Genomic DNA, 25,004 nt, shown 5'->3' on the forward strand with positions numbered 1-25,004 from the left:
GCCTAGAACAGGTCGTCGGCAATGGCCTCGATGCCGGCCTCGGCGCACTCGTGGTCGACTTCACCACTTGGGGCACCGGAGACGCCAATGCCACCGATGATGCTCCCGTTATCGGTGATCTGCACACCACCGCCCAGGATGGTCACATTCGGCAGGTGCTGAATGCCGTAGCCGAGCTCGCCCGGCATGGTCATTTCGCGCAGCTCCAGGGTGTCGGTACGGAAGCTGACCGCTGTCCAGGCCTTCGACACGGCGGTATCGACGGTATGGGCACCGGCGAAGCGGTCGCGTTTCACGGCCTGGGTTACACCGTGACGATCCACAACGGCCACCGCGACCTGGGTATCCCGATCACGACAGGCCTCCACGGCTGCCTCGACCGCTTTTACGGCCAGTTCGGGGAGGAGCGTCGGGGTATTGAAGGTGCCCTCGCTGCTTTGCGCCGGGCTTGCGGCGAATACCAGGGCGCCGGCGAGGAACAGAGGGGTGAACTTGGTGATACGCATGGCGGTACTCCTTTGTTTGGATCCCATCTGTTATCTAGTCATTGATCGGGTGTTCCGCAATGGCGCTAGGTGTGATCTCTCAACAGGTTGTCCACGGGGCGAACACAGTTGGCGAAACCCGTGCGTGATACGTGATGTTTGCGCGTGGATCGGGCACGGTCGTGCTGTGAGTGCAATCGTCCACAGCGCGCGGAGGAAACAGGGTGGAGCACATTAGGCCCAGGGAGGGCAGGCGCCTGGAAGGGGTCGATGTGGCTCGTGCGCTGGCCATGATCGGCATGCTGATGGTGCATGTAGGGCCCACGCGCCTGGAGTCCGTCGCGGGGCAGTGGTATGCGTTGCCGCACGGGCGGGCGTCGGTGTTGTTCATGCTGGTAGCCGGGGTCGGGATCTCGTTTCTGGCGGCCTCGCGGCGTGTCGCGGCCGAGGGCCTGGCCGGTCAGCTCCTGTGGCGGGCGCTGTTGCTGTTCCCGCTGGGCCTGGCCCTGCAGGCCATGCAGGATGAGCTGAACGTGATTCTGCAGACGTACGCGCTGTTCTTTGTGCTCTCGATCGGGCTGGTACGGTTGCATACCTTCGTTCTCCTCCTGATCGGCCTGGTGGCCTTCACCCTGGGCCCTCCGCTGTATCTGTATGGTCAGATGCTGGATCCCGATACGTTCCAGCGGGTCGGCATAGGACCCAACAACCCGCCGGGCGTGATACTGCACGCCCTGCTGTTTTCGGGCCCCTATCCGCTGGTGACCTGGATCGTGCCCTTCCTGGTGGGTCTGTGGCTGGGTCGCTGCGATCTGCGCAGCGACGTGCTGCGTTTGCGGATGCTGCTGGTCGGGGTTCTGGTCGCAGGGGTGGCCTGGGGCCTGCATGTGGGGCTCTTTGCGTGGTGGGGCGAGCCGGGCGTGGGGCTGCGCTGGGCCGATCTGGCCGACATGAAGGCCCACAGCCAGCGTCCGCTTTGGCTCTTGAATGCGACTGGAGTGGCCGTGGCCGTGCTTGCCGTGAGTCTGGTGGCGGCGGATCGTCTCGGGCGTGCGCTGTGGCCGCTGGTCGCAACGGGCCAGCTGGCGCTTACCTTCTACGTGCTGCACCTGGTCGTGATCGCCCTGTGGCGCGACGAACTGGTCTTCAAACAGGAGGTCGGGCCCGCGCTGCTGGTGGCGGGGGCCTTCACCGGGCTGTTCATGCTGTTTGCGGTGGGCTGGCGCCGGCTGTTCCGCAAGGGTCCCCTGGAGAGCCTGCTGGTCGTGCCGTGGACATGGAGGCGCTCGCCGAAGACCGGATCAGGCTGATGCGCGAGACTGCTGCGCCAGGCCGCGTGTGGCCTGACGGAATACCGGTCGCAGCGGCTTGTTGAGGAAGGTTCGCGCCCGGCTCGGGGCAATGCCCTGATGGTGACAGAACAAGGCCAGCGCATAGACGAGATCGTCGCGCCCGAGCGATGCCTGGCGTTCTGCGCTCGGGGCACTGCACGAGCCACAGCCACCAACCCGCACGTGGAAGGCCGTGTTGGCGAGCATCACGCCGAATCCCATCTGTGTGGCCAGCAGTTCGGCCACATGCCCCTCGTTGCCGGCCTGCGAGGGGGCAGGTTCTTCCGAGGTGGGGAGCAGTCTCAGCGCGATCTCGCGGGCAAAGTGCCCGATCAGGGCCTCGTTCTCGCCGACCAGCCGGGGGTCGTACGGAATCGGGATGGATTCGGGCCGGGGTGTGTGGTCCCAGGACCCCATCGGTACCGGGTCGTCCAGGAGGTCGTCCGGTTGCGCGAGCCGAAACGGGCCGTCGGCAAAGCCGGAATGGCTGCATACGGCGTCGAACACGATCTGCGCCATCCCGTGGCGGGTATCGGCCTGCCCGGGGAAATGCTCGCGAATCGGCAGGACCAGGTGGGCCTGGCCGAGCGGGCGCGCCCAGACGGGTTGGCGTCGCGCCCACAGGGTTACGGCGCGGACCCACTGGCGGGCCTCGGTGTCGGGTTCGGGGGCGCGCTGGAACAGACGCGGGATCAGCGAGAGCATCGCGGGCGGCAGGTTTGGGTGTCCCTCCATTGTGCGCCAGGGCAGGGTGTTTTGCAGGTCCTTCTGGAAACACGGTTCGGTGTTCCCTTGACGCAAGAAGGCCCGGGCCGAGCGGCCCGGGCCTTGCCAGATGGCGGGTCTAGTTGAAGGCCTCGCCGGGCTTGACGCCCATGGCCTTCAGGATCATGGCCAGCGGGCAGAAGCCGGTGAAGGCCGACTGCAGCAGGTTGAAGCCGACGAACAGGGTCAGCAGCAGCCACCAGGGGCTGAATACCCAGGCCAGGATGGCACTGATGATGACGACGGTGCCGGCAAAGGCAAGGACAATGCGATCGATGCTCATGGGGGTCTCCCGGGTTATCTATTAGACAACTCTAATATGTGCCCGCGGACACAGAAATACAAGGGCCCATCGATCAATGGGCCCGTGCACGTGTCGAAGCAGGTCGGTTCAGTGGAAGATCTCGCCGGGTTTCATGCCCAGGCTCTTCAGCACCATGGCCAAAGGGCAGAATCCGGTAAAGGCAGACTGGATCAGGTGGACGCCGATAAAGATCGTCAGTAGCAGCCACCATCCACTGGCGGCCCAGGTCAGCAAGGCACTGATCAGGACGACGATCCCGGCGAAGACCAGGAAAAAGCGATCAAGGTTCATGGACGTTCCCTCCCTTGCGTCCTTCATTTAACCAGTAGATAGCACTGGCGCAGTCGAACGGCAAGGAGGGGAACCTGCGGAGCCGGCCTAGCGTTCCTCGATTGAGGTGTACTGGCGAGAGGGGTGCCCGGTATAGAGCTGGCGCGGGCGCCCAATGCGCGATTCCGGGTCCTGCATCATCTCGTTCCAGTGCGAGATCCAGCCGACCGTACGGGCGAGGGCAAAGATCACGGTGAACATGTTCAGCGGGATGCCCATCGCGCGCAGGATGATGCCGGAGTAGAAATCCACGTTCGGATAGAGCTTGCGCTCGATGAAGTAGTCGTCCTCCATCGCGATACGCTCCAGTTCCATCGCGACGTCGAACAGCGGCTGGTTGTCGGCGCCCATGTCGCCCATCTCGGCCAGCAGTTCGTGGCACATCTTGCGGATGATCTTGGCGCGCGGATCGTAGTTCTTGTACACGCGGTGGCCGAAGCCCATCAGGCGGAACGGGTCGTTCTTGTCCTTCGCGCGGGCGACGAAGTCCTGCACGCTCTTGTCCGAGTTCACGATCTCCTCGAGCATGCGCACGACCTTTTCGTTCGCACCGCCGTGCAGCGGGCCCCACAGCGAGGCGATGCCGGCGGAGATCGCGGCAAACGGGTTCGCCTCGGAAGAGCCGGACAGGCGCACGGTGGAGGTCGAGGCGTTCTGCTCGTGGTCGGCGTGCAGGATCAGGATCAGGTCCAGCGCGCGCACGAACACCGGGTTCGGCTGGTAGGGCTCGCTGGGCACGCCAAACATCATCGACAGGAAATTGGCCGTGTAGGACAAGTTGTTGTCCGGATACATGAACGGCTGGCCGTGTGCGTACTTGTACGACCAGGCGGCGATGGTCGGCATCTTGGAGATCAGCCGGTGCGCAGCGATGCTGCGGTGCTCCGGGTTATGCACGTCGACGTTGTCGTGATAGAAGGCCGACAGCGCGCCCACTACGCCAACCATGATCGCCATCGGATGCGCATCGTGACGGAAGCCGTCGAAGAAGCGGCGCACCGCCTCGTGCAGCATCGAGTGTTCCTTGATGATTCGCGAGAAGTCGTGCAGGTCGTCGGAGGAGGGCAGTTCGCCGTTCAGTAGCAGGTAGCAGACCTCAAGATAGGTACTCTCCTCCGCCAGCTGTTCGATTGGGTAACCACGGTAGAGCAGGGTGCCTTCGTCCCCGTCGATGAAGGTCACGTCCGAACGGCAACTGGCCGTGGACATGAACCCCGGGTCGTAGGTGAAGTAGCCGAGTTCCTTGTACAGCGCACGGATGTCGATGCAGTTGGGCCCGTGGGCCCCTTCCTGGATCGGCAGCTCGATGCTCTTGCCGGTGGTGTTGTCGGTCAGCGTGACGGTCTTGCTCATGAAACGGCCTCGAAGATTCGCTGGGGCGCCCGAACGCGCGGAGTCTAAAAGAGCATGGTAAACCATCGACACGGGCCGGGCAGCGTCGTTCCGGACCGTTTCCCCGAATCCTGGACGGGTTCCACCACGTTCTGTCAGTGGGCGTTGCGCTGGCTGCGCTTGTCTTCGTACATGGCCTTGTCGGCATGGGCCTGGGTGGCTTGCAGATCGCCACGTGTATCGCGCGAGCATGCCCCCAGTGCGGCGGAAACCCCGGCCTGGGAGAGGGCTTCGCGGAGGCGCCGGATGATATCCGGAATGTAGTCGATGGGTGTCTCGGGGAAGAGGATCGCGAATTCGTCGCCGCCGAGGCGGGCGACTGTGTCGATGTCACGCACGGTCTCGCGCAGGACACGACCGGCGGTTGCGATCAGCCGATCACCGGCGTCGTGCCCCTCGCTGTCGTTGAGAAGCTTCAGTCCATTCAGGTCGACCATGACGACGCCAGCCGGCAGACCGTGCCGTGCACAACGATCCTCCTCTGAGGCGAGGGCGAGCGACCAACCACGGCGGTTGTAAACGCCGGTGAGGGTGTCGGTGTGGGCCTCAAGCCTTAGCGTTTCCTGCTCGCGCTCCAGGCTGTCGACCTGATGGCGCATATGAATCAGGGACTCGAGGGTGCCCACCGCGGCCTGGATCGGCGCGTCGTGTTCCTCCGGCGAGATGGCGATGGTTTCCGGATGGATCGCACACAGGACGCCATACAGCTGGTGGTCGACGTCGCGGATGGGGTAGCCGATATAACTGCTGATTGGGACCTCGTTACCGGCGGCGGCGAGCGCTTCCAGGGCCTCGGCATACGAGGGTTCGCTGGCGGCGTCCGGTGCAATACGCGGGGCGCGGCCCTCGAGCATGCGGATGCAAAAGGAATTGCTCCAGTCGAAAACCGTGCCGGCCTCGATGCCGTAACCGTGGTCGTCCGCGCGAACCACGATCTGTTCGTTGCCTTCCACCCGCGTCAGCATCCAGGTGTCGAGTGGGGCCAGCAAGTGCAGGAGCCGCAGCGTGTTGTCGACGCCCTGGGTGAACGAGTCGTGGGCGGCGTCGCACCGGTCGTGGGAACGTTTCATTCGATCGCGCACGGGCTTCTTGGCGATAGCCCGTTACTTTGGACTGTCGCTGCATCTTATTAGAGTGTCATCCGGACTGCAGCAATTCCAGATTTTGTGGATGCGCCGCGGGATCGGCGGCGCCTTACAGTCGAGGCAGGTCGGGGTGCGGGAGCTGGCCGCCATGGACGTGCTGGCGACCGAACTCGGCGCAGCGTGCCAGTGTGGGCACGGCCTTGCCGGGGTTCAGCAGGCCGAGCGGGTCGAAGGCCTGCCGCAGCCGGTGGAACTGTTCGAGTTCGAGGGGCGCGAACTGCACGCACATGCCGTCGAGCTTCTCGACGCCCACGCCGTGTTCGCCGGTCACGGTCCCGCCGACCGCCACGCACAGCTCCAGGATCTGCTGCCCGAAGGCCTCGGCGGTTTCCAGCTGGCCGGGCTGGTTGGCGTCGTAGAGGATCAGCGGGTGCAGGTTGCCGTCGCCGGCATGAAAGACGTTGCACACGCCCAGGCCATGTTCGCGCGACAGCGCATTGATGCGCTCGAGCACGGTACCGAGCTGGTGCCGGGGGATGGTCCCGTCCATGCAGTAGTAGTCCGGCGAGATTCGGCCGGCGGCCGGAAAGGCGGCCTTGCGCCCGGCCCAGAACAGGGCCTGCTCCTGGGCGTCGCGTGCGGTGCGCACCTCGGTGGCGCCCAGCTCGAGCAGCTTGCGGCGCACCACCATGATGTCCTCCGAGACCTCGGCGTTGGTGCCGTCGAGCTCGCACAGCAGGATCGCGGCGGCATCCACCGGGTAGCCGGCATGCACGAAATCCTCGGCTGCGCGTATCGCGGCATTGTCCATCATCTCGAGGCCGGCCGGGATCAATCCGGCCGCGATAATCCCGGCCACTGCGCGCCCGGCGGCCTCCACATCGTCGAAGCTCGCCAGCAGAACCTGGGTGCGTTCCGCACGGGGCAGCAGGCGCACGGTGACCTCGGTGACGATGCCGAGCATCCCCTCGGAGCCGATCATCAGCGCCAGCAGGTCGGGGCCCGCGGTGTCCAGGGTCTTGCCGCCCAGGCGGATGGTCTCGCCATCCAGCGTGACCATTTCCAGTCCCAGCACGTTGTGCACGGTGAGGCCGTATTTCAGGCAGTGCACGCCGCCGGCGTTCTCGGCAACATTGCCGCCAATGGAGCAGGCGATCTGGGACGAAGGGTCCGGGGCATAGTAGAGGCCCTGGGGGGCAGCCGCCTCGGAGATGGCGAGATTGCGTACGCCGGGCTGCACGACCGCACAGCGGTTGTCGGCGTCGATCTCCAGGATGCGGTTGAAGCGGGCGAGGGACAGCAGCAATCCGGTGGCACTGGGCAGGGCCCCGCCCGAGAGTCCGGTGCCCGCCCCGCGGGGCACGATCGGGACCTGGTGCTCGCGGCACACCCGCAGGCAGGTAAGCAGTTCCTCTCGCGTGTGGGGCAGCGCGACGGCACCGGGGGTCTGGCGATAGGCGGACAGCCCGTCACATTCGTAGGTGCGGCGCTCGTGGGCCTCCAGGATCAGCCGATCCGCGGGCAGCTCTTGCTGCAGAACCGCGATCGCAGCCGCCAGCGCATCCAGCGCAGTGGAATCCGGGGGCAGGGGCTGTGCGGCACTCATGGTTTGGTCAGGGGCGTCCGGAGTGGGTGATGGACCCTTCAGGTTACAGGCCGTGGGCGGCGCAGGAAATGTCCGTGTCACTTCGTGTTGTCTCTTGGTCCGGCAAACGCTGAATGGGCAGGACGCGGTGAAGGCGGATGCAATAAACAGAGTGCGGGTCGGGAATTTTTCCTGCTGCGTGACGGTCTAGTCATTCGCGGGATTACTAGAATGATTCCAACCCCGACCCAAGGAGATTGCGATGCGGTATTCATGGATCACGACGGCCTGTGCGGCCGCTGCCCTGGCTTCAGCCCCGGCGTTTGCGGCCGACAAGGTCACGCTGGAGCATGACGACCTGACCCTGATCGGTCATTTCCAGGAGGGGGCCGGCGCCTCTCCTGAAGACGGTGTGGTGCTGATGCTGCACGGCACGCTGGCCCATGGCCGCATGGAGGTCATGCAGGCGGTTCAGGATCAACTGGCCGACCGCGGCCACAACACGCTGTCCATCAACCTGAGCTACGGGATCGACGAGCGCGAGGGCATGTTCGAGTGCGATGCGCCGATCCATCATGGCGTGGACGAGCACCTGAAGGAGGTCGCCGCCTGGCAGGAATGGCTGCAGGGTGAAGGCTATGGGCCGGTCACGCTGTTCGGGCACTCGCGTGGCGGCAACCAGGTAGCGCGCTATCTGACCGAACATGATCCGGACGACATCCGCGCGATGGTCCTGGTCGCCCCGTCTACCTTCGATGCGGACAAGGTCGCCGCGGATTACGAAGAGCAGGCCGGCGAACCACTGGGTGAGGTACTGGCCCGCGCCCAGGAAAAGCACGATCGTGGCGACGGCTCCATGCTCGAAGGCGTGCGTTTCCTGCAGTGTGGCGAGCTGGATGTCGCGCCCCATGCGTTCCTGAGCTATTACGATCCGGCTCCGGTCCACAACACGCCCAGCGTGATCGACGGCATTCAGACCCCGACGCTGGTGGTGATCGGGTCCGAGGATGACGTGGTGGCGGATCTGCCGGAGCGGATGGATGCGGTCGAGGACAAGGAGCACATCACCGTGAACACCGTCGATGGCGCGGATCACTTCTTCCGCGACTTCTTCGCCGACGACGTGGTGGACTTCACCGTCGATTTCCTCGATCAGCACTGATTGACTGACCCTAGCCCATCAGGCCGGCCCTTTCGGGCCGGCCTTTTTTGCGCCTGCCTTTTTTGCGCCTGCCTTAAGGAAACACTGATCTGTGGATCACTGTTTCCTCAACCGGCCCAGAGGGTCAGGTACAGGCCCAGCATCGCGGCTGCGAACAGCAGGCCGATGGTCTCCCAGCGTGTGAGCACGCGCTCGGCCAGTTCCAGCCGTTCTCGCAACCGGTAGCGTACCCAGCGCAGGCGCGCCGGGTGGCGCCCGACGCCGGTCCATGCAGGGCGGCGGTGCCACAGGCGCTGGCCGGTGTGCACGAGCCACTCCAGAGGCACAACGAGATCGCCTTCCCGAAGCAATGGTCGCTCGTGATCCCGCGCCCATCGCCAGGCCAGCAGGCCCAGGAACAGGCCGATAGCGATCGGCCAGACAAGGCTCAGACCCGTCAGCACGACCCAGGCCGGAACCTGCTCCGGTGGGGCGACTGCCACCCCCAGCAAGGGGAAGACCAGCGACATGCACGCCAGGCCACCCCAGGCCCACCAGCGGCGGGAGTCCGCGCGGGGCGGCGCCTGTGTGTCTCGCTGTGCCTGATACCAGCGCCAGAGGAAGCGCAGCATCAGGAGCGTCGTGCCGGCAGCCGCCAGTGTCAGGGCGAACTCCGTATGAGCCATCCAGCCGGCCAGATCGGCGTCGTACAGCGGTTCCTTCAGGGTATTCTTGGCCAGTGCTCCGCTGGTCATTGGCATCCCGGCCAGGGCGAGAGCCGGCAGCAACGCGAACAGGAAGAACGCCAGGCGGGCTGCACCAGCCGCGGGGCGCTGGGCGGTCATCCCGGCGGCCAGAAACAATGCACCCTTGGCAAAGCCATGGTGCACGGCGTAGAGCGTAACGGCCATCAGCAGCCAGGCCCGCAGGTCGGGCAGGACCAGCGCCAGCCCAGCCCCGGCCGTCATCAGTCCCATCTGGCTGATACTGGAGTACGCGAGGATGGTCTTGGGACGCGACTGCAGGACCCCGGCGATTGCGGCGAGGAAGGCCGCTGACAGACCCAGCAGCACGAGGGTCTCGCCGAGCAGCACGTGGCCGGTCTCGTCCAGTGGCAATACCCGCAGCCAGCCCAGCAGGCCCGCCTTGATCATGGCGCCCGACAGGACGGCGCTGGCTGCGACCGGTGCCGCCGGGTGCGCCAGTGGCAGCCAGAAATGCAGGGGAAGCATGCCGGCCTTGATACCGAACCCGAGCACCAGCAATGCAAGTCCCCAGCCCTCGGGCCGCGCCTCGGCGATCGCGGTCAGCCGCGTATCGCCACCCGCCTGGTGGATCGCCATTACGAAGCCGGCAAACAACAGGATCTCGCCAACGACGGCCAGGATCAGATAGATGCGCCCGGCCCGCCAGGCCTCCGCGGTATTGAAATGCACCACCAGCCCATAGGCGGCCAGGCTCATCAGCGAGAAGAACAGATAAAAGCTCAGGGCGTCCTGCGCGAGAATCAGGCCCAGGTTTCCGGACAGCGCGAGCAGCCAGAACACGTAGAAGCGGTGGCGCAACGGGTCATCCTGGCGGTCGCTCAGGGCGAACAGGCCGGCGGCCAGCCACAGCCCCGAGGTGAGTGCCAGAAAGGCCTGCCCCAGGGGATCCAGCCCCAGCAGGGTGTTCAGCATCAGCCAGTCCAGGGCGGCCGGCTCGACATCACCCCCAACGGCCGCGCCCGCAAGACCGGGCAAAGCCGCCCACGGGAGCCAGCGGTTGAAGCGGGTTCGGTGCGGCCGCAGGCCGATCAGTACCGCCAGCAGCAACGGGACCAGAGGAATCGCGAGCCAGATCAGGGCGTTCATGGCGCGAACCCCGGGATCGAATAGTCGCGTTCCACGATCAGGGTCACCCAGTCGAGCGGGCTCAGGCTCATCCCGGCCAGGAGACCGCCGAGCAGGCTCAGCGCTGCGACGAATAACGTCGGGACGAGCAGCATCCAGTGCGTCTCGAAGCGCGTGGGGCCGCTATGTTCGACCATGTGCTCGTGCCAGGGGGTGCGGCGCTCGCCGAGCCAGCCGCGGATGACCGGCGGCAGGAAGTACGCGGCGTTGAGCAGACTGCTGGCGATCAGCACCGCCAGTACCCAGTGGAACTGGGCCTCCAGCGCCCCGAGGCCCAGATGCCACTTGGTCACGAAGCCGGCGAGCGGCGGCAGGCCGATCATGCCCAGGGCACCCAGGGTAAAGGCCAGCATGGTCAGCGGCATGCGGCGGCCCACGCCGTCCAGCTCGCTGATCTTGTGGATGCCGAGGGTCTCGGCGAAGTTGCCGGCACAGAAGAACAACGTGATCTTGGTGATCCCCTGATGCACCAGGTGCACCAGCCCGCCGATGACCCCAAGCGGCCCGGCCAGCGCGACCCCCAGCACGATGTACGAGACCTGGCTGACGGTGGAAAAAGCCAGCCGCTGCTTCAGGTCGTCCGTGCGCAGGGCCTGGATCGAGCCGTACAGGATGGTGATTGCGGCGACCACCACCAGCCCCGCGGCGAGCCCGAGTTCGATCGCGACCTCGGCACCAAAGACGTCGTTCACCACCCGCACGATCCCGAAGGCCCCGGCCTTGACCACCGCGACCGCGTGCAGCAGGGCACTGACGGGGGCGGGCGCGACCATCGCAATCGGCAGCCAGGAGTGCAGCGGCACCAGAGCTGCCTTGACCCCGAACCCGATCATCAGCATCACGAACAGGACCTTGAGGGTAGTCTCGTGCGTGCTCGCGAGTTCGCCGAGGTAGCCGCCCGGCACGAAGGATTCGGCCCCGGCCAGCAAGGTCAGCCAGACGATCGCGGTAAACAGCACCAGCCCACTGGTCAGCGTATAGCCCAGATACAGCCGTCCGGCGCGCAGGGCGGCGGGCGTGCCCCGGTGTACCACCAGTGGCCAGGTGGCCAGCGTCAGCAGCTCGTAGAAGATCAGCAGCGTAATCAGGTTGCCCGACAGCGCGATCCCGACGGTGGCGCTGACACAAAGGGAAAAGAACCCGAAAAAGCGGCTCCGACGGGGCGAACCTTCCAGATAGCCGATGGCGTACACGGTGGTGACGAACCACAGGACCGCCGACAGCGTGGCGAACAGCAGCGACAGGGCGTCCGCCGCAAGCACAAAATCGATCCCTGGCAAGAGCGGAAGGACCAGGCGGTACTCGTCGCCACGCAGGACGCTCACCAGAAGCCAGCCGACCAGTACCAGCTTGGTCCCGGCACCACCAAGGTTCAGCAGGGTTCGCAGGCCATAGCGCCGTTCGGGCAGGAAGAAGATCGCCAGGCCCGGGCCCAGTGAACTCATCAGAATCGCGAGGAGCAGCCAGCCGCCGTCGCTCATGGTGCCCCCGGCGTCAGGGTCAGGGTGTGCAGGGTCAGGGTGCCGGCGAACCCGGCAGCGGCCGCGACCACGGCCAGCCCCAGCGGCACCCAGTCCATCCAGGGCGAGACGGCCTCGCCGGCGTCCCGGGGTCCGCGGTGAAAGGCCGGGGCCACCATGCGCAGCACGTACCCGGCGGCGAGCAGCCCGCCCCCGGCAATCGCGATCACCCACAGCACGCCGATCAGGCTGCCTGCCAGGATCGTGGCCAGACCCGCCTCCAGCAGCAGGTACTTGGCGATGAAGCCGCCGGTGAAGGGCAGCCCCATCAGGCTGACCCCGGCCAGTCCGAGCGCGAACACCGTCCGCCCGCGGGCGCGCAGGATTCCGCCCATCTCGGCGATGCGGTCATGCCCGGCCGCGTGCTGGAGCGTGCCGGCCGCGAGAAAGACGGAGGCCTTGGCCAGGGCATGGACGACCGCAAAGAACACCACCACCTTCCACGCCTCGGAGTCCACCAGCATCAGCGGGAAGGCGATCAGCAGGTAGCCAAACTGGGCCACGGTGGAGTAGGCAACGATGGATTTCAGGCGCCCGGAGCGCAGGGCCTGGGCCGAGCCCCAGATCAGCGCGGCCACGCCAAGCAGCCCCACCAGGATGCCGAACGCCGGCGTGGCCAGCGGGGCAAAGGGCCCCATCCACAGGCGCAGGATCAGGTAGAACGAGCCGGTGACCACCAGGCCGGAGAGCACCGCGCTGACGGGGGCCGGGGCAGAGCCGTGTGCGGGGGCGAGCCAGACATGCAGAGGGAACAGCGCCGCCTTAAGCATCAGCCCGGCGGTCATCAGTACCGCGGCCATGCGCTCGGTGGGGCCGATCTCCGTACGGGCCTCCAGCAGCACCAGGTCCAGCACCCCGTGTTCCCCGAACAGGAGCACGACCCCCATCAGGAAGCTGAGCGAGCCGAGGATGTTGATCAGCAGGTAGCGCATCGCCCCGGAGACGGCGGCGGCGGTCCCTGTGAACGCCACCAGCGCCACCGCCGACAGCGACACCACCTCCAGCGAGATATACAGGTTGAAGGCATCGCCGGACAGCAACAGCATGTTCAGCCCGGCCCACAGCCACAGCCACAGGGGCCAGAACTGGCGGCGCTCGATCGGGTCGTGCACGTACCCGAGGCTGTACAGGCTGGTCGCCATCCCCACCACGCTGGTAAGGACCAGCAGCGTCATCGACAGCCCGTCCAGGTGCAGCATCACGCCCAGCGGCGCCTCCCAGCCGCCCAGCGCCACGCGTGTGGCCGCGTTCTCCGGCTCGGGTCCTGCAGCCAGGAACAGGGCGCTCAGCGCCACCACGGCTGCGGCCATTAGAACCGCGCCATAACCCCCAATCCGGTGCGCCTGGCGCGGCCAGATCGTGGCGAGGATGGCCAGCGCCAGTGACAGGGCCACCAGGCCGCTGATCGCCAGCGGGAGCATTGCGGCGGGTGTCTCGCTCATTCGCGACGCTCCCGCTCGTACTCCGTGGACGGGGCATGCTCCTCGCGCGAGATGTCATCCACCGGCGCGTCATCGTCCGGCGGGCCCGGCAGCATCATCGCCTGGCCCGTGATCCGTGCCAGGCGCACGACCAATGCCAGGGCAAATGCCGTCGCACTGACCGCGACCACGATGCCGGTCAGCGTCAGCGCCTGCGCAACCGGGTCTGGTGGACCCTCGCCGCGGGCCGCAATGCCCAGCAGCACCATGAAGACGCCGGAACCCATGATGTTCAACGCGAGAACCCGCAGCACAAGGTGATGGCGGCGGATCAGCCCGTACAGGCCGAGTGCGAACAGGATCGCGCCGGCCGTCGGGTAGATCAGGCCCGGGGCCAGTTGCTGGGCGAGCCATTCCATCAGCAAGCGTCTCCGGCCATCAGTGATCGTCTCCAGCAGGCCGCCCGGCAATGAACAGCGCCACCAGGGTGAGCGCGATCGACAGCGTGGCCGCGACCTCGATCACGATGATCAGCGGATAGGCCCATTCGGGCGGATAGCCGAGCAGGCCCGGGCCAATGAACAGGCCGATGATGCCGATCGCCAGGAACAGGCCCACGCCCGCGGCCAGTCCGAGCCGCAGCGGCGTACTCGGCGCCATCGGCAGGTCGCGCGGCCGCGCCAGTACAAGCAGGATGCCCGCGGCCCCCAGGATGGCCCCCGCCTGAAACGCCCCGCCCGGGGCATGGCTGCCCGCCCAGAGGATATAGACGCCCGTAACGATCGCGACCGGTACCAGGAGCCGGAGGGTGCCGGGCAGGATCGGGCCGGGCGCCGGGCGTGCCGGCAGGCGGTCGTAGCGTCCCAGCGACCAGGCCCCGAGCAGTGCAATCAGCACAATCGCCAGCTCCAGGAAGGTGTCGTAGGCGCGGAAATTCAGCAACACGGCGGTGATCGGGTGATCCACGCCCGAGACGCCCATGTGTTCGTCGACCACGGGCTCCAGGCCCACGGCGTCCGGCTGATGCCACAGGGCGGTGACCATCAGCCCGCCAACCACCAGGGCGAAGGTCAGTGCCGGGACAAAGGTCCGTCGTGGCGGCGGGGGGTCATGCAGGGCGTGCAGCAGGGCGTCGGCGCCGGCCGGGTCGGGTGGCTCGTCAGGGCGCCCGCGCCGGCGTTCGACCGCGATGCTGCGCAGCCGTTCCAGCGTGACCAGCAAGAGGGCACCGGTGATCCCGGCGCCAATCGCGGCCTCGGCCAGGGCGATGTCCGGGGCCTCCAGACGCACCCAGGCCAGCGCGAGCAATAGCCCGAAGGTGATGAAGAGCACCACCGCCCGGAACAGGTCGGTACTCGCCAGGCAGCGCCAGGCGACCCCGAGGAGTCCGACCAGCAGGACCAGGTCGAAGACGACGAGGAGCAGGTCGCTCATCGGTCGGACTCGAATTCCCCGTGGGTCCAGGTACGTTGCGCCACCATGTGCGCGGCCGTGGTGCCGGCCGCCAGGACCAGTACCCAGATCAGGAACAGCTTGAGGATGTCCGCCGGCCCGCCGGCCTGCAGCATCAGGCCGAGGATGACCAGGCCCAGCCCGACATTGTCCGCCTTGGTCAGCGCGTGCAGGCGGGAGTAGACATCCGGGAAGCGCAGCAGCCCGGCTGTGCCGGCCGCGAAGAACACCAGTCCGGCGAGGATCAGGATCACGGTCAGGGTGTTAGCGATCATCGTCCGGCTCCTTTTTCTGGCCGTGGCGCTGATGGATGGGCGTGCCCGACGGTTCCGGCAGGCCGTGCTGGCGGACGAACGCGACTGCAGCCACTACCGCCAGCAACGCGAAGACCAGCGCGACGTCGACCAGTGCCGGGGTCTCGAGCGTCAGTGACAGCAGCAGCAGGATGGTGACGCCGGTGGTGCCGAACAGCTGGGCGGCCAGCATGCGGTCGCCGGAGCCTGGGCCACGTAGCACACGGATCAGGCCGAGCAGGATCGTCGCCAGCAGAAAGAGTGCGGCACCCAGGTAGAAGACAGTCATTGTGTCTCCTCTGATTGCCGGCGTGGGTCTTCGAAGGCGGCATGGATGCGTTTCTCAAGCTCACGCAGGGCCATTTCAGGTTGGCTGTGGCGATCCAGCACGTGCACGGTCAGCAGGCGCCCCTCGAGGCGAACGCTGAGGGTCCCCGGGAGGAGGCTGAGCACGGCCATGAACAGGGTCAAAGGTGGTCCATGTGGGAGGTCGGCCCGGTACTCGATGAAGTCCGGAGCGATAGGCAGCTTGGGGTCCAGTGCGCGTCGGGCGATGTCGATACCGCCGAGGAAGGAGGCTCGCAGGAAATAGCCGATCAGACCCGGTATGGCCCGGAAACGGACGCCGAGGGGGCGGCCGGTGGGCAGTACGAGGCTGGCGGCCCCGGCCAGCAGAACCGCGAGCAGTGCCAGGGGTTCCAGCAGGGCTTCCAGCCCGGCCAGGATCCACCACAGTACGGCGGCGGCCAGGACAGTCCAGGCTGCCCGCCGCCAGCGTGCCCGTGCGCGGTTGAGACCGCCCCGGCTCGTTGCGTCCCTGTGCTTCGCCACACGGGTCATTGTACCGGCCCGTGTGGCGCAGCCAAGCGAAAGCCTAGAGCCGCTCGCTGGCGTCAGTGAAGCCCATCAGCGAGACGTCAAAGGCCAGCGGCTGGTCGCCATGCAGCGGCCAGAAGCCGACCGTCAGCGCACTACCACCACGCATCGCGCTGAACTGGCTCTCGCTGAGCTCATGGCCCGCCACGCAGCCCTGCTCCACGCAGGCGATGTAGGGGGCCTCGATCTCCTCGCCGTCCTCGTCGACCTGCATCAGGATGCCGGGGCGCAGGTCCACGCCCAGTGGCAGCAGGATCTCGATGATGTAGCTGTCGCCATCGCGGAACAGCGAGGCCTGCAGGTAGGCACCCTGCGCCTGCTCGTCCTGGATCTGCAGCGTCTGCTGCATGCGGCAGCGTTCGCCACCCTGAGTCTCGATGCAGGCGACCTCCCAGTCCTGGTAGGTCGTGGTCTCCGGCTCCTGCTGTTGCATCTGCTCTTCCATCTGCGGGTCGGTCTGGGCCTGGGCCAGGGTCAGGCCCGGGATGGCCAGCAGCAGCGCACCAGCGAATGCCAGGTAAGGCTTCATGTAGGGATCTCCGTCATTGCATTGGCAAACGCGTCAGCTTGAACGCGCATGGCGGCGGGTTCAAGCGCATCGGCGTGCCTGTGTGACCGTAATACCGCACCGACGTTCGCGGCGTTACTGGCTGTAGCGATCGGTGAAGTCGCAGCGGCCTTCGGGGAGCCAGCCGGGGATGGCGTAGTAGTCGGCCAGGATCTCGCTCAGGACCTGCTCGCGATAGGCGTCATAGCGAAAGCCGCGACCCTCGGCGAGCTCCCAGTCGACCCCGCGGATCGGCTGGCGGCGGATCACGACCTCGTCGAAGAAGGGTTCCAGGTCGTCCGGGTCGACCTCGCCGCGGGTTGCGACGTACAGCAGGTTCTCCCCGTCGAGGGCGCGGAAGTCGGTCAGCAGGTCGTCCTGGCGTCCGTAGTGCGAGCCGGAGCCGAATACCCCGACCTCGCGTCCGGCGTAGTAGGCAAGGACCGCGGAGCGTGAATAGCTGCGCGTAAACACGTGCCAGTCCGGCTCGTATTCGTTCACGGCCTCGGCCACGGATTCCGGGTCAAGGTAGTAGACCGCATCGGTGTAGCGGCCGTGGTCCTCCAGCCATTCCACGGGCATCAGCGCGATGGTCAGGAGCACGGCTGCATGCACGCCGGCCAGGATGGCCGAGAGCCAGGCGCTGATGTTCAGCGAGCGGGTGCTCAGGAACAGGGCAGGCAGCAGCAGGAAGGGCACGAACACCGCCAGCCAGTGCAGGCCGATACTCTTGAACGGCGCCAGCAGGGCGAACACCGCGAGCGGGATCAGTCCGGCGCTCAGGAAGACCCCGAAGCGATGTTCGCGGATGCCGGGCCCCAGCGCGCGGAACTCGCGGGCGATGAACCACAGCAGCCAGGGGGTGAACACATAGGCGAGCATCGCCGCGTAGGCGAGCAGGTTGGTCGGATCGATCCCGTCGCCGCCATGCCGGTTCACGATGTTGAACATCACGTTGTACCAGCAGTTGTCCCAGTTCCAGTACAGGTTCAGGGCCACCGCCGGCATCACACCGAGGATGATCAGCAGCAGTCCGCCCCAGTGGCGCGGCGCGAACAGCAGGATATGCAGCCCCAGCGCGATCCCGAGCAGCACCGCGAAGTACTTCGACAGGAAGGCCAGCCCGAGCGCGATCCCGGCCAGCAGGAACCAGCCGGGACGCCCGGTGCGCAGCGCGTGCCAGGTCAGGCCGGTGGCCAGCAGGCCGAACAGGAGCAGCGGGGTGTCCGTGGCGGTCAGCACCGCGATGAACAGCAGCGGCACGAACAGGGCGATCAGCGAAACCAGCCGTGCCCGAACCGGGTCCTGGCGATGCCACAGCGCAAGGATCAGCAGGGCGGGGGTCATGGATACGGCGATCCCCAGCGCCCGGATCGCGAGCGGGTGGTCCGAGATTGCCAGCACCAGGGTCAGCCACCAGCCCACCATCGGGGGGTGGTCGTAGTAGCCGAGATCGGGGTTCTGCCCCCAGATCAGGAAGTACGCCTCGTCGCCCGTGATCGGCAGGGTCCAGGCGATCAGGATCTTGGCGGCCAGGGCGGTCAGCAGCGCCGCACCGTAGTGGCGCGCGAGCCAGGGCGCGCGGGGAGGCAGCCGATCGGCACTCATGCCGACGACGTGCCCGCCTGGACCGGCTCGAACCGGCCGCCCCGGAGGCGATAGCCCGTGGTGACCATCTGCAGCATGGGCTCGTCCCCCGCGCTGTCGCCGTAGGCGGCGTAGAGATCCACAGGGGTATCCGGGTCGAAGCGGCCCAGCCAGCTGGCGATCGCGGCGGGTTTGGCCGCGCCCTGGCAGTTGGTGCCCTCCAGATGCCCGCTGACGTAGCCGTGATCGTCGACCGCCAGGCGCGAGCAGATCACGTCGGTCAGGCCATGGCGCTCGGCCCAGGGGCGCAGCCACAGATCCAGCGAGGCCGAGACCAGCACGCAGGTGTCGCCGGCCGCCTGGTGGTGGTGCAGTCGCTCCATGCCGGCCGGGCGCAACAGGCGGTCCAGCACGTGATCGGCGAAGGCGCGGCCTCGGGCCTGCAGATCGTCCAGGGATGCGCCGCCGATCATCCGCTGGAGCACGGCCTCCTTGGCGACCTGGTTGGCGATACGGCCGCGCGCGAAGCCCGCCAGTGTCGGCAGGCACCCGGGCAGGGACGCGAGAAAGCGCGGCGTGCCCAGCGCGAAGCGCAGGAACGGGAACAGGGTGTCGTGTCGGGTCAGGGTCCCGTCGAAGTCGAACAGCACGATGCGTTGCGGCGCCGTCATTACAGCTTCAGGCGTTTGAACAGGTACTCGGGGATCAGGCGGATCACGGTCATGATGCCCCACCAGATCCAGGGCAGGTAGGCGACATCGCTGCCGCGGCGCATGGCCTTGACGATCCCGCGCGCGACCGTCTCGGGTTCCGCCCACAGCGCGCCGGCGCGGTTGAAGCCCTCGGTCATCGGGGTACGCACGAAACCCGGCTTGATCGTGACCACATCCACGCCGCTGAAGAACAGCCGGTTGCGCAGTCCCTGGAGATAGGTGGCCAGCATGCCCTTGGCGGTGCCGTAGACGTAGTTGCTCTGGCGCCCGCGGTCGCCGGCGACCGAGCCGATGGCGGCGATCACGCCACGTCCGCGCTGCTCGAAGTCGGGTGCGATGCGGGCCAGGAAGGCGATGCCGCTGGTGCCGTTCACATGGATCGCCTCCAGCGTGGTCGCGACCGACGCGTTGCAGGCCTCCTGATCCGGCAGCGTGCCCCAGGCCAGCAGCACCGCATCGATGTTGTTGCCCAGCGCCTCCTGGGCCTGTGCCCATACGTCCGCGTGGGCGTCGATGTCCGCCAGGTCGGCCGTCGTGCCGAGGATGCGCGTGCCGGAGGCATCGTCGCCGCGCACGCGCAGATCCTGCAGCAGGGTCTCCAGCCGCTCGCCGTCGCGCGCGATCAGAAACAGTCGGGCCCCGTGCTCGGCGAGTTCGCGCGCGACAGCGGTGGCGATCGCCGAGGTGGCGCCGAGGATCACGACGGATTGCAAACGGTTCATTTGGTTACCCTGCGCCAGAAGCCGGAGGAGAATTCGGAGTCGACAAAGCTAGCGAACTCCTCCCAGCGGGGAAAGCCGCTGCGGAACAGCTCGGGTGACATGCGCGCATCCTTGGCCGGATACAGCGCACCGCCGGCTTCCTGCACGATGCGGTCCAGCCGCCGGAACAGGTGCTCGGTCTCGTTGCCGCGTTCGGGGAAGTCCAGCGCCAGGGTCGCCCCAGGACGGGGGAATGACAGCATGCCCGGCCCCGCGCGATCCCCGAAGCGCTTGAGCACGGCGAGGAACGAGCCCTGGCCGCTGGCGGCCACGGCGTCGAGCAACGCCTGCATGCCGTCTTTTTGCGCATGCGGGGGCAGCACGCACTGGTACTGGTAAAAGCCCTTGTACCCGTAGATGCGGTTCCAGTGGCGGATCGCGTCCAGCGGAAAAAGCCAGGGCAGGTGATGGACGGCGCGGGCGGTCGGGTGTACGGACTGGCGGTAATAGAGCTGGTTGAACAGCCGCAGGGTCACCCGGTTGACCAGTGAAACCGGTGGGTCCAGCGGGATGGCACGGCGGGGCTCCCGGTATTGGTTGCGCGCCGGTGCGGTGGTCGCATGGCGTGCCCCGCTGTAGATGCCGCGCCCGATCTCGCCGCGCGGGCCCGGGTTCAGGCAGTCGATCCAGGCGACGGTGTAGGGCCATTCGCGCTCGGCCCGGGCGTCCAGTTCCCAGAACTCGTCCAGGCTGTCGAAGCGCTGCGACCAGGCGCGCATCCAGGGGGTGCGCACGGGAATGAGTTGCAGCGTGACCGTCTCGATCAGGCCGGTCAGCCCGAGCCCGCCGACGGTCGCGGCGAACCAGTCCGGAGTGCCGTCGGGGGTCACTTCGAGGCATTCGCCGTTGGAGCGGCGCAGGGTCAGGGCGCGGACATGCTCGCCAAAGCTGCCGGCATGGTGGTGATTTTTGCCGTGCACGTCGTTGGCCACGGCGCCTCCGAGTGTGACAAAGCGTGTGCCGGGTACCACCGGCACGAACCAGCCGCGCGGGACCGCGAAGCGCAGCAAGTCGTCGAGGGTCAGGCCGGCCTCGGCGGTGATGCGGCCCGTATCGGGATCGAAGGCGATGAAGCGATCAAGGTCGCGAGTATGCAGCAGGCTCCCGCCGGGATTCAGGCAGACGTCGCCGTAGCTGCGGCCGAGGCCGTAGGCCAGCAGTGGGTGTGAAGCCCCGGGCAGGGGCTGGCCGCGCCGGTTCAGCGTGACCTCGGCGGCGTGCGCGACACGCGGGATGCGGTTCCAGCTCGTGGTCATGGCGCGTCCTCAAGATACCCGTGATTGCGTGGCCCTGTAGGAGGCCAGCCCTCTGGCCGATTCGTCATGGGTGATCGGCCAGAGGGCTGGCCTCCTACAGGAGATCGGTTACGCATGATGCTCTGCTGGGTGTTCGCGGCCGCGGGCCTCGGGGTTGGTGCCCAGGGCGATCAGGCCCAGGATGACCGCAAACCACAGGGTGGTGAAGCGGATCAGCATGGTGGCGGCGACCGCGTCGGCGGCGGGCATGTCATGCAGCAGCAACAGGCCGACCATCACGGCCTCGGTGCCGCCGAGCCCGCCGGGCAGGAAGCTCAGCGCCCCGGCCAGCATCGCCAGCGCGAATACGAACGCGGCGAAGGCAAAGCTGGCCTCGAAGCCCATCGCGTTGAGGATCCACCAGAAGGCGAGCGCCTCCGCGCTCCAGGCGATCACGCTCAGGATAGTCGCCCCGGCCAGCAGGCTCGGGCGATGGCAGCGACGGGCCTGCAGGAGGACGGTCGCCAGGTGATGAACGGTCCGCAACAGGCGCTGGCCGGGCCGGTCCGTCCACGCCTGCAGCCGCGCCAGCGGTCGGCGCCACGACAGGATGACCAGTGCGAGCGCCACCGCACTGGCCCCGGCGAGGATCAGCCAGCCGCCCTGGGCCACCAGGGTGAAGCCGAGCATCGACAGCAGCACGACCGCGATCAGATCCGACAGGCGCTCGCTGACAAAGGCCGCGAAGCTGTCGGGATAGGGAATATGGCGCCGCTTCAGGAGCACCCCGCGCAGGGCCTCGCCTGCCTTCCCGGGGGTGGTGGTCAGGGCGAACCCCGCCAGGTAGATGTGCGCGCTCCCGCGCAGGGGCACATGGTGGCCGAGGCGGCGCAGGTAGAGCTGCCAGCGCGTGAAACGCAACGAGTAGTTCACCAATGAGAGCGACAATGCCAGCAGCAGCCCCCCGATCCCCACGAGGGTGAGGGCATGCCAGACCTCGGTGGCCCCCGCCCACAGTGCGACGCCCAAATACAGCACGACCGCCGCGATTACGGAGAACATCACGGCCCGCATGCGCCAGCCGGACAGCAGCACTGCGCTCATGCGAGTACAGCGATGGTGACGCCCAGCCAGACGGCGACCGTCGCGAGCAGGTGCGGGTCGGTGACCAGGTCGCGCGAGGTGTCGTTGCCCCCGCCTCGGGCGTGCAGCAGGAACAGGTAGCGGAAGATGCCGTAGATTACGAGCGGCAGGGTGTAGATCAGCCCGTCGGTGCCGTGCAGGTCGATGGTCTGTGCACTGACCGTATAAAGCCCGTATGACAGGACTGTGCAGGCCGCGCTGATCGCGATGAACTGGTCCACCAGGCCCACACTGTAGTCATTGAGTACGCGGCGTGGGCCTTCGCGCTCGGGGGAGCGTTCGATCGCGGTATCCGCCAGTTCGGCGCGGCGCTTGGCGAAGCCGAGAAACAGCGTGAGCATCAGGCCGCACAGCAGCAGCCACTGCGAGGGTTCGATCCCGAGGCCGAGCGTGCCGGCCAGGATGCGCAGCATGAAGCCCGCCGAGATGCTGAACACATCCAGGATGACGACATGCTTCAGCCACCAGGAGTAGGCGACGTTCAGCACCAGGTAGGTGAGCACAAGGGCGGTCACGCCGGTGCTGACCATGGCCGCCAGCACGAGGGCGACCACCACCAGTGTGGCGAAGATCGCCCATGCGGTCCCGACCGGGATCGCGCCGCTGGCGATGGGTCGGTTGCGCTTGACCGGGTGCTGGCGGTCGGCCTCGACATCGACGATGTCGTTCAGCACATACACCGCACTCGCGATCGCACAGAACGCGACAAAGGCGACCCCCGCAGCCAGCAGCATCGCCGGCTCCCACTCGTGGGCAAACACGACGCCCAGCAGGACAAACCCGTTCTTGATGTACTGGTGCGGCCGCAGCAGTTTGATCAGTGGCTGAAGCATCGAGTGGCCCTAGGAAACTCGTCCCGCAGTCTACTGGGGCAAGGGATGCGTTACCATCGGCGGCGTTTGCCGCGAGCGTCCGAGCGTTCACGGCGCGCATTGATTCACAGCCCTGGAGGAACCCCCATGAACCGACTGTCCGTACTCCTGCTCGCCGCGCTCTTGGCGACTTCCACCCTGTTCCTAGCGGCCTGCGACGGCGGTGCCAACGCCTCGGCCGACGAAGTGGTCGAGGGCGAGGCCTTCCCCGAGCGCACGCTGAACGACCAGCACGGCAACCCGCTGCAGATTCCCGGCGATGCGCGGGTGATCCTCAAGACCGTGGAGATGGCGCCGGCCGATATCGCCAACGCGGTGCTCGGCGAGATGACCGAGGAAGAGCGCAACGAGATCGGTGTGATCTACATCGCGGATATCCACCAGATGCCGCCGCACGTGATGGAGAACGTCGTGCTGCCGCGCATGCAGGCGCGCGAGTACCCGACCGTGGTGACCCAGTCCGAACAGGACGCAGGCTTCATGCCGCACACGCCGGAAGAGGTCACCGTGATCCTGCTGGACGGCGAGGGCAACGTCACCGGCATCCACACGGCCGCGAACGAGGATCGGCTGAAGGAGCTGCTCGAACAGGCGGGTGAATAAGCCCCTGAAGCGGCGAGCGCCGGTTTCGCGGCGGCGTCGCTGATGGCCTTTTTTCTCGGGCTCCTGACGGCGCTTGGATTCGGCGCCGGGGATTTCTTTGGTGGCCTGGCTTCGCGCCGGATCCCGGCGCTGGTGGTGGCCTGCTACTCGCAGTTCCTGGCCACCGGCGCACTGCTGCTGATCGCCGTTCCCTTTGCGGGGCTCCCGGGCCCGCAGGCGCTGATCTGGGGTGGTGCCTCCGGGCTGGCGCTGGCGCTCGGCCTTCTCGCCTACTATCGCGGCCTGGCAGAGGGGTCGATGGGCCTGGTGGCGGCGATTACCGGCGTCATCTCCGCCCTGGTCCCGTTAGCTGTGGGCCTGGCCGTCGGTGAACGGCCGGGGGCGCTGGCACTGTTGGGTATTGCGGCCATCGTAGTGGCGATCGGCATGATCTCGGGTGGGGCACGCAAGGCCAGTCCGCGGCGTCTGGATCAACCCGTTCGTGGCCTGATTGCCCTGGCGCGGGGCGCGCATCCGGTCAAGGGTCTGCTGGACGCCGTGATCGCGGGGGTCTGTTTCGGCCTGGTCTTCGTGTTTCTCGATCAGGCCCAAACCGGCTCGCCGTTGTGGCCGGTGGTGGCCACCTCGGCGGTCGGGGCCATGACGCTGGCGCTGGTCATGCTGATCCTGCGGCCGGAGCGCGGCATGAGCCGCTCCACCTTTGTGCTATTGGCGCTGGCCGGCCTCTTCCAGGCCGCGGCAACGCTGGCCTTTGTCGTGGCCGTTCGGATGGGGCTGCTGTCGATCATTGCGGTGGCCGGGGCGCTGTCGCCCGCGCCGACCGCGCTGATGGCCCGTCTATTTCAGGCCGAGCGTATGTCCCGTGTGCAACTGGCAGGATTCGTGTTCGCCCTGCTCGGGATCGTGCTGATTGTCTTGGCGGGCCCAGTGTAGAGGGATTGAGCCCCTTCTCACTGGGGCAGTAGCAGAAGTGCTAGTCTCGCCGAACAGGTACGCAATGAGCATAACCATGCCGACAGGAGGTGCAAGGTGAGCGAAGGAACACGACCGGAAGTCGAACCCAGCGAAGTGAGCCGTCCGGTACCGGGTCCGCGCAAGGAGCGCACGATGGTGACCGTGGTGTACGTACTGTATCTGGTCAGTTTTCTGACCGCGCTCACCGCGATCGCCGGTTTGATTATTGCTTACATCAAGCGCCACGACGGGGACACGGTCAGCGATACGCATTTTACCTACCAGATTCGTACATTCTGGATTGGCTTGCTCGGCGTCATCGTAGGGGCTGTTTTGACCCCGATCGGTATTGGATTCCTGGTCTTGCTGTTCATGATCGTCTGGCTTTTGGTTCGGTGTATCAAGGGTCTGCTGGCGAACAATGAGGACCGTGCGATCGAGCAGCCGGAGACCTGGCTATGGTGAGGTGGGTTGATGAAATTGCAGATCTGTCTCGTGTCTGAGACGTAGTGTCCCCGTATCGTACGGTCAGGGATTTTAAATGCATCACAGAAAGGGCCGCTTTCGAGCGGCCTTTTTTATTTTCTATCGGAGATGGTTTCGGGAATATTAATACTCTTCATTAAAATAAATTGTAATTCTTTTTGGTGGTTAATTTCGCGCTCGTTGTTTAATGTTGCGGTCGTCCTTTTCCCCTATATTCCGGCAGAGACATCG

General features: G+C 66.6%; 27 protein-coding genes. 5 read left to right on the forward strand and 22 right to left on the reverse strand.

Annotated elements, in window-relative coordinates; translation table 11 throughout:
- Window positions 1–2: 2 nt before the first annotated feature.
- Window positions 3–506 (reverse strand): heme-binding protein, encoded by a 504-nt coding sequence (locus F579_RS0101770; RefSeq protein WP_019024544.1) that lies wholly within the window; start codon window positions 504–506, stop codon window positions 3–5.
- A gap of 236 nt (window positions 507–742) precedes the next feature.
- Between F579_RS0101770 and F579_RS0101775 the strand changes: the two genes are divergently transcribed.
- Window positions 743–1,795, forward strand: coding sequence for a DUF418 domain-containing protein (locus tag F579_RS0101775; protein ID WP_026301066.1), 1,053 nt, complete (start codon window positions 743–745; stop codon window positions 1,793–1,795).
- On the opposite strand, the gene F579_RS0101780 is transcribed toward F579_RS0101775, so the two are convergent.
- The 6 genes from F579_RS0101780 to F579_RS0101805 all read right to left on the reverse strand — a co-directional run bounded on the left by F579_RS0101780 (window position 1,787) and on the right by F579_RS0101805 (window position 7,298).
- Window positions 1,787–2,521 carry a hypothetical protein gene (locus tag F579_RS0101780; RefSeq protein WP_019024542.1) on the reverse strand — a complete coding sequence of 245 codons (735 nt, stop codon included), beginning with the start codon at window positions 2,519–2,521 and terminating at the stop codon, window positions 1,787–1,789. The two genes, F579_RS0101775 and F579_RS0101780, sit on opposite strands and share 9 nt — an antisense overlap.
- A 139-nt stretch (window positions 2,522–2,660) precedes the next feature.
- Window positions 2,661–2,864, reverse strand: coding sequence for a DUF2892 domain-containing protein (locus F579_RS0101785; protein ID WP_012982402.1), 204 nt, complete (start codon window positions 2,862–2,864; stop codon window positions 2,661–2,663).
- 108 nt (window positions 2,865–2,972) lie between these two features.
- Window positions 2,973–3,176, reverse strand: a complete 204-nt coding sequence (locus F579_RS0101790; protein ID WP_019024541.1) for a DUF2892 domain-containing protein — start codon at window positions 3,174–3,176, stop codon at window positions 2,973–2,975.
- Window positions 3,177–3,263: 87 nt separating this feature from the next.
- The gene (locus F579_RS0101795) at window positions 3,264–4,568 is read right to left on the reverse strand and encodes a citrate synthase (RefSeq protein ID WP_019024540.1); all 1,305 of its coding nucleotides are present in this window, start codon (window positions 4,566–4,568) and stop codon (window positions 3,264–3,266) included.
- Window positions 4,569–4,702: 134 nt separating this feature from the next.
- Window positions 4,703–5,677, reverse strand: a complete 975-nt coding sequence (locus F579_RS0101800; protein ID WP_019024539.1) for a sensor domain-containing diguanylate cyclase — start codon at window positions 5,675–5,677, stop codon at window positions 4,703–4,705.
- A 124-nt stretch (window positions 5,678–5,801) separates the two neighbouring features.
- On the reverse strand, window positions 5,802–7,298 hold the full coding sequence (locus F579_RS0101805; RefSeq protein ID WP_019024538.1) for an FAD-linked oxidase C-terminal domain-containing protein: 1,497 nt from the start codon (window positions 7,296–7,298) through the stop codon (window positions 5,802–5,804).
- Window positions 7,299–7,539: 241 nt separating this feature from the next.
- On the opposite strand from F579_RS0101805, the gene F579_RS0101810 reads away from it, so the two are divergent.
- Window positions 7,540–8,439, forward strand: coding sequence for an alpha/beta hydrolase (locus F579_RS0101810; RefSeq protein ID WP_019024537.1), 900 nt, complete (start codon window positions 7,540–7,542; stop codon window positions 8,437–8,439).
- 107 nt (window positions 8,440–8,546) lie between these two features.
- Here the strand turns inward: F579_RS0101810 and F579_RS0101815 are convergent, their stop codons facing one another.
- The 15 genes from F579_RS0101815 to F579_RS0101885 form a co-directional block, all read right to left on the reverse strand.
- Window positions 8,547–10,271, reverse strand: a complete 1,725-nt coding sequence (locus F579_RS0101815) for a complex I subunit 5 family protein (RefSeq protein WP_019024536.1) — start codon at window positions 10,269–10,271, stop codon at window positions 8,547–8,549.
- Complete coding sequence (locus F579_RS0101820) at window positions 10,268–11,791, reverse strand: complex I subunit 5 family protein (RefSeq protein WP_019024535.1); 1,524 nt, start codon at window positions 11,789–11,791, stop codon at window positions 10,268–10,270. Before F579_RS0101820 ends, F579_RS0101815 begins: the two co-directional genes overlap by 4 nt.
- Complete coding sequence (locus F579_RS0101825) at window positions 11,788–13,272, reverse strand: complex I subunit 5 family protein (RefSeq protein ID WP_019024534.1); 1,485 nt, start codon at window positions 13,270–13,272, stop codon at window positions 11,788–11,790. Before F579_RS0101825 ends, F579_RS0101820 begins: the two co-directional genes overlap by 4 nt.
- Entirely contained in the window at window positions 13,269–13,670 is a 402-nt protein-coding gene (locus F579_RS0101830; RefSeq protein ID WP_019024533.1) for a cation:proton antiporter subunit C, read from the reverse strand. The genes F579_RS0101825 and F579_RS0101830 overlap by 4 nt, the downstream gene beginning before the upstream one ends.
- Before the next feature lie 19 nt (window positions 13,671–13,689).
- Window positions 13,690–14,685, reverse strand: a complete 996-nt coding sequence (locus F579_RS0101835; RefSeq protein ID WP_019024532.1) for a hydrogenase subunit MbhD domain-containing protein — start codon at window positions 14,683–14,685, stop codon at window positions 13,690–13,692.
- Window positions 14,682–14,978 (reverse strand): monovalent cation/H(+) antiporter subunit G, encoded by a 297-nt coding sequence (locus F579_RS0101840; RefSeq protein ID WP_012982413.1) that lies wholly within the window; start codon window positions 14,976–14,978, stop codon window positions 14,682–14,684. The genes F579_RS0101835 and F579_RS0101840 overlap by 4 nt, the downstream gene beginning before the upstream one ends.
- Window positions 14,968–15,285, reverse strand: a complete 318-nt coding sequence (locus F579_RS0101845; RefSeq protein ID WP_018139076.1) for a monovalent cation/H+ antiporter complex subunit F — start codon at window positions 15,283–15,285, stop codon at window positions 14,968–14,970. Before F579_RS0101845 ends, F579_RS0101840 begins: the two co-directional genes overlap by 11 nt.
- A complete protein-coding gene (locus F579_RS0101850; protein ID WP_019024531.1) occupies window positions 15,282–15,836 on the reverse strand; it encodes a Na+/H+ antiporter subunit E in 555 nt (184 codons plus the stop codon). The genes F579_RS0101845 and F579_RS0101850 overlap by 4 nt, the downstream gene beginning before the upstream one ends.
- 34 nt (window positions 15,837–15,870) lie before the next feature.
- Window positions 15,871–16,401, reverse strand: coding sequence for an invasion-associated locus B family protein (locus F579_RS0101855; protein ID WP_019024530.1), 531 nt, complete (start codon window positions 16,399–16,401; stop codon window positions 15,871–15,873).
- A 114-nt stretch (window positions 16,402–16,515) separates the two neighbouring features.
- On the reverse strand, window positions 16,516–18,027 hold the full coding sequence (locus F579_RS0101860) for a glycosyltransferase family 39 protein (RefSeq protein ID WP_019024529.1): 1,512 nt from the start codon (window positions 18,025–18,027) through the stop codon (window positions 16,516–16,518).
- Window positions 18,024–18,677 (reverse strand): HAD family hydrolase, encoded by a 654-nt coding sequence (locus tag F579_RS0101865; RefSeq protein WP_019024528.1) that lies wholly within the window; start codon window positions 18,675–18,677, stop codon window positions 18,024–18,026. Before F579_RS0101865 ends, F579_RS0101860 begins: the two co-directional genes overlap by 4 nt.
- The gene (locus F579_RS0101870) at window positions 18,677–19,441 is read right to left on the reverse strand and encodes an SDR family oxidoreductase (protein ID WP_019024527.1); all 765 of its coding nucleotides are present in this window, start codon (window positions 19,439–19,441) and stop codon (window positions 18,677–18,679) included. The genes F579_RS0101865 and F579_RS0101870 overlap by 1 nt, the downstream gene beginning before the upstream one ends.
- Window positions 19,438–20,736, reverse strand: coding sequence for an FAD-binding oxidoreductase (locus tag F579_RS0101875; RefSeq protein WP_019024526.1), 1,299 nt, complete (start codon window positions 20,734–20,736; stop codon window positions 19,438–19,440). The genes F579_RS0101870 and F579_RS0101875 overlap by 4 nt, the downstream gene beginning before the upstream one ends.
- Before the next feature lie 108 nt (window positions 20,737–20,844).
- A complete protein-coding gene (locus F579_RS0101880; RefSeq protein WP_026301065.1) occupies window positions 20,845–21,819 on the reverse strand; it encodes a lysylphosphatidylglycerol synthase transmembrane domain-containing protein in 975 nt (324 codons plus the stop codon).
- The gene (locus F579_RS0101885; RefSeq protein WP_019024524.1) at window positions 21,816–22,691 is read right to left on the reverse strand and encodes a decaprenyl-phosphate phosphoribosyltransferase; all 876 of its coding nucleotides are present in this window, start codon (window positions 22,689–22,691) and stop codon (window positions 21,816–21,818) included. Before F579_RS0101885 ends, F579_RS0101880 begins: the two co-directional genes overlap by 4 nt.
- Window positions 22,692–22,817: 126 nt before the next feature.
- Between F579_RS0101885 and F579_RS0101890 the strand changes: the two genes are divergently transcribed.
- From F579_RS0101890 to F579_RS0101900, 3 genes are all read left to right on the forward strand, one after another.
- Window positions 22,818–23,333, forward strand: coding sequence for a hypothetical protein (locus F579_RS0101890; protein WP_019024523.1), 516 nt, complete (start codon window positions 22,818–22,820; stop codon window positions 23,331–23,333).
- A 42-nt stretch (window positions 23,334–23,375) separates the two neighbouring features.
- Complete coding sequence (locus F579_RS0101895; protein ID WP_019024522.1) at window positions 23,376–24,266, forward strand: DMT family transporter; 891 nt, start codon at window positions 23,376–23,378, stop codon at window positions 24,264–24,266.
- Between the two features lie 96 nt (window positions 24,267–24,362).
- Window positions 24,363–24,752, forward strand: coding sequence for a DUF4870 domain-containing protein (locus F579_RS0101900; protein WP_026301064.1), 390 nt, complete (start codon window positions 24,363–24,365; stop codon window positions 24,750–24,752).
- The last annotated feature ends 252 nt before the right edge of the window (window positions 24,753–25,004 follow it).

It is taken from the genome of Thioalkalivibrio sp. ALJ21 (assembly GCF_000378605.1).
In the GTDB taxonomy this organism is placed as follows: Bacteria; Pseudomonadota; Gammaproteobacteria; order Ectothiorhodospirales; family Ectothiorhodospiraceae; genus Thioalkalivibrio.

What these genes read in the sequence shown, in the direction of transcription:
- F579_RS0101770 (WP_019024544.1), bottom strand. Translation starts at nt 506, where the DNA reads ATGCGTATCACCAAGTTCACCCCTCTGTTCCTCGCCGGCGCCCTGGTA.
- F579_RS0101780 (WP_019024542.1), bottom strand. Translation starts at nt 2,521, where the DNA reads ATGCTCTCGCTGATCCCGCGTCTGTTCCAGCGCGCCCCCGAACCCGAC.
- F579_RS0101785 (WP_012982402.1), bottom strand. Translation starts at nt 2,864, where the DNA reads ATGAGCATCGATCGCATTGTCCTTGCCTTTGCCGGCACCGTCGTCATC.
- F579_RS0101790 (WP_019024541.1), bottom strand. Translation starts at nt 3,176, where the DNA reads ATGAACCTTGATCGCTTTTTCCTGGTCTTCGCCGGGATCGTCGTCCTG.
- F579_RS0101795 (WP_019024540.1), bottom strand. Translation starts at nt 4,568, where the DNA reads ATGAGCAAGACCGTCACGCTGACCGACAACACCACCGGCAAGAGCATC.
- F579_RS0101800 (WP_019024539.1), bottom strand. Translation starts at nt 5,677, where the DNA reads ATGAAACGTTCCCACGACCGGTGCGACGCCGCCCACGACTCGTTCACC.
- F579_RS0101805 (WP_019024538.1), bottom strand. Translation starts at nt 7,298, where the DNA reads ATGAGTGCCGCACAGCCCCTGCCCCCGGATTCCACTGCGCTGGATGCG.
- F579_RS0101810 (WP_019024537.1), top strand. Translation starts at nt 7,540, where the DNA reads ATGCGGTATTCATGGATCACGACGGCCTGTGCGGCCGCTGCCCTGGCT.
- F579_RS0101815 (WP_019024536.1), bottom strand. Translation starts at nt 10,271, where the DNA reads ATGAACGCCCTGATCTGGCTCGCGATTCCTCTGGTCCCGTTGCTGCTG.
- F579_RS0101820 (WP_019024535.1), bottom strand. Translation starts at nt 11,791, where the DNA reads ATGAGCGACGGCGGCTGGCTGCTCCTCGCGATTCTGATGAGTTCACTG.
- F579_RS0101825 (WP_019024534.1), bottom strand. Translation starts at nt 13,272, where the DNA reads ATGAGCGAGACACCCGCCGCAATGCTCCCGCTGGCGATCAGCGGCCTG.
- F579_RS0101830 (WP_019024533.1), bottom strand. Translation starts at nt 13,670, where the DNA reads ATGGAATGGCTCGCCCAGCAACTGGCCCCGGGCCTGATCTACCCGACG.
- F579_RS0101835 (WP_019024532.1), bottom strand. Translation starts at nt 14,685, where the DNA reads ATGAGCGACCTGCTCCTCGTCGTCTTCGACCTGGTCCTGCTGGTCGGA.
- F579_RS0101840 (WP_012982413.1), bottom strand. Translation starts at nt 14,978, where the DNA reads ATGATCGCTAACACCCTGACCGTGATCCTGATCCTCGCCGGACTGGTG.
- F579_RS0101845 (WP_018139076.1), bottom strand. Translation starts at nt 15,285, where the DNA reads ATGACTGTCTTCTACCTGGGTGCCGCACTCTTTCTGCTGGCGACGATC.
- F579_RS0101850 (WP_019024531.1), bottom strand. Translation starts at nt 15,836, where the DNA reads ATGACCCGTGTGGCGAAGCACAGGGACGCAACGAGCCGGGGCGGTCTC.
- F579_RS0101855 (WP_019024530.1), bottom strand. Translation starts at nt 16,401, where the DNA reads ATGAAGCCTTACCTGGCATTCGCTGGTGCGCTGCTGCTGGCCATCCCG.
- F579_RS0101860 (WP_019024529.1), bottom strand. Translation starts at nt 18,027, where the DNA reads ATGAGTGCCGATCGGCTGCCTCCCCGCGCGCCCTGGCTCGCGCGCCAC.
- F579_RS0101865 (WP_019024528.1), bottom strand. Translation starts at nt 18,677, where the DNA reads ATGACGGCGCCGCAACGCATCGTGCTGTTCGACTTCGACGGGACCCTG.
- F579_RS0101870 (WP_019024527.1), bottom strand. Translation starts at nt 19,441, where the DNA reads ATGAACCGTTTGCAATCCGTCGTGATCCTCGGCGCCACCTCGGCGATC.
- F579_RS0101875 (WP_019024526.1), bottom strand. Translation starts at nt 20,736, where the DNA reads ATGACCACGAGCTGGAACCGCATCCCGCGTGTCGCGCACGCCGCCGAG.
- F579_RS0101880 (WP_026301065.1), bottom strand. Translation starts at nt 21,819, where the DNA reads ATGAGCGCAGTGCTGCTGTCCGGCTGGCGCATGCGGGCCGTGATGTTC.
- F579_RS0101885 (WP_019024524.1), bottom strand. Translation starts at nt 22,691, where the DNA reads ATGCTTCAGCCACTGATCAAACTGCTGCGGCCGCACCAGTACATCAAG.
- F579_RS0101890 (WP_019024523.1), top strand. Translation starts at nt 22,818, where the DNA reads ATGAACCGACTGTCCGTACTCCTGCTCGCCGCGCTCTTGGCGACTTCC.
- F579_RS0101895 (WP_019024522.1), top strand. Translation starts at nt 23,376, where the DNA reads ATGGCCTTTTTTCTCGGGCTCCTGACGGCGCTTGGATTCGGCGCCGGG.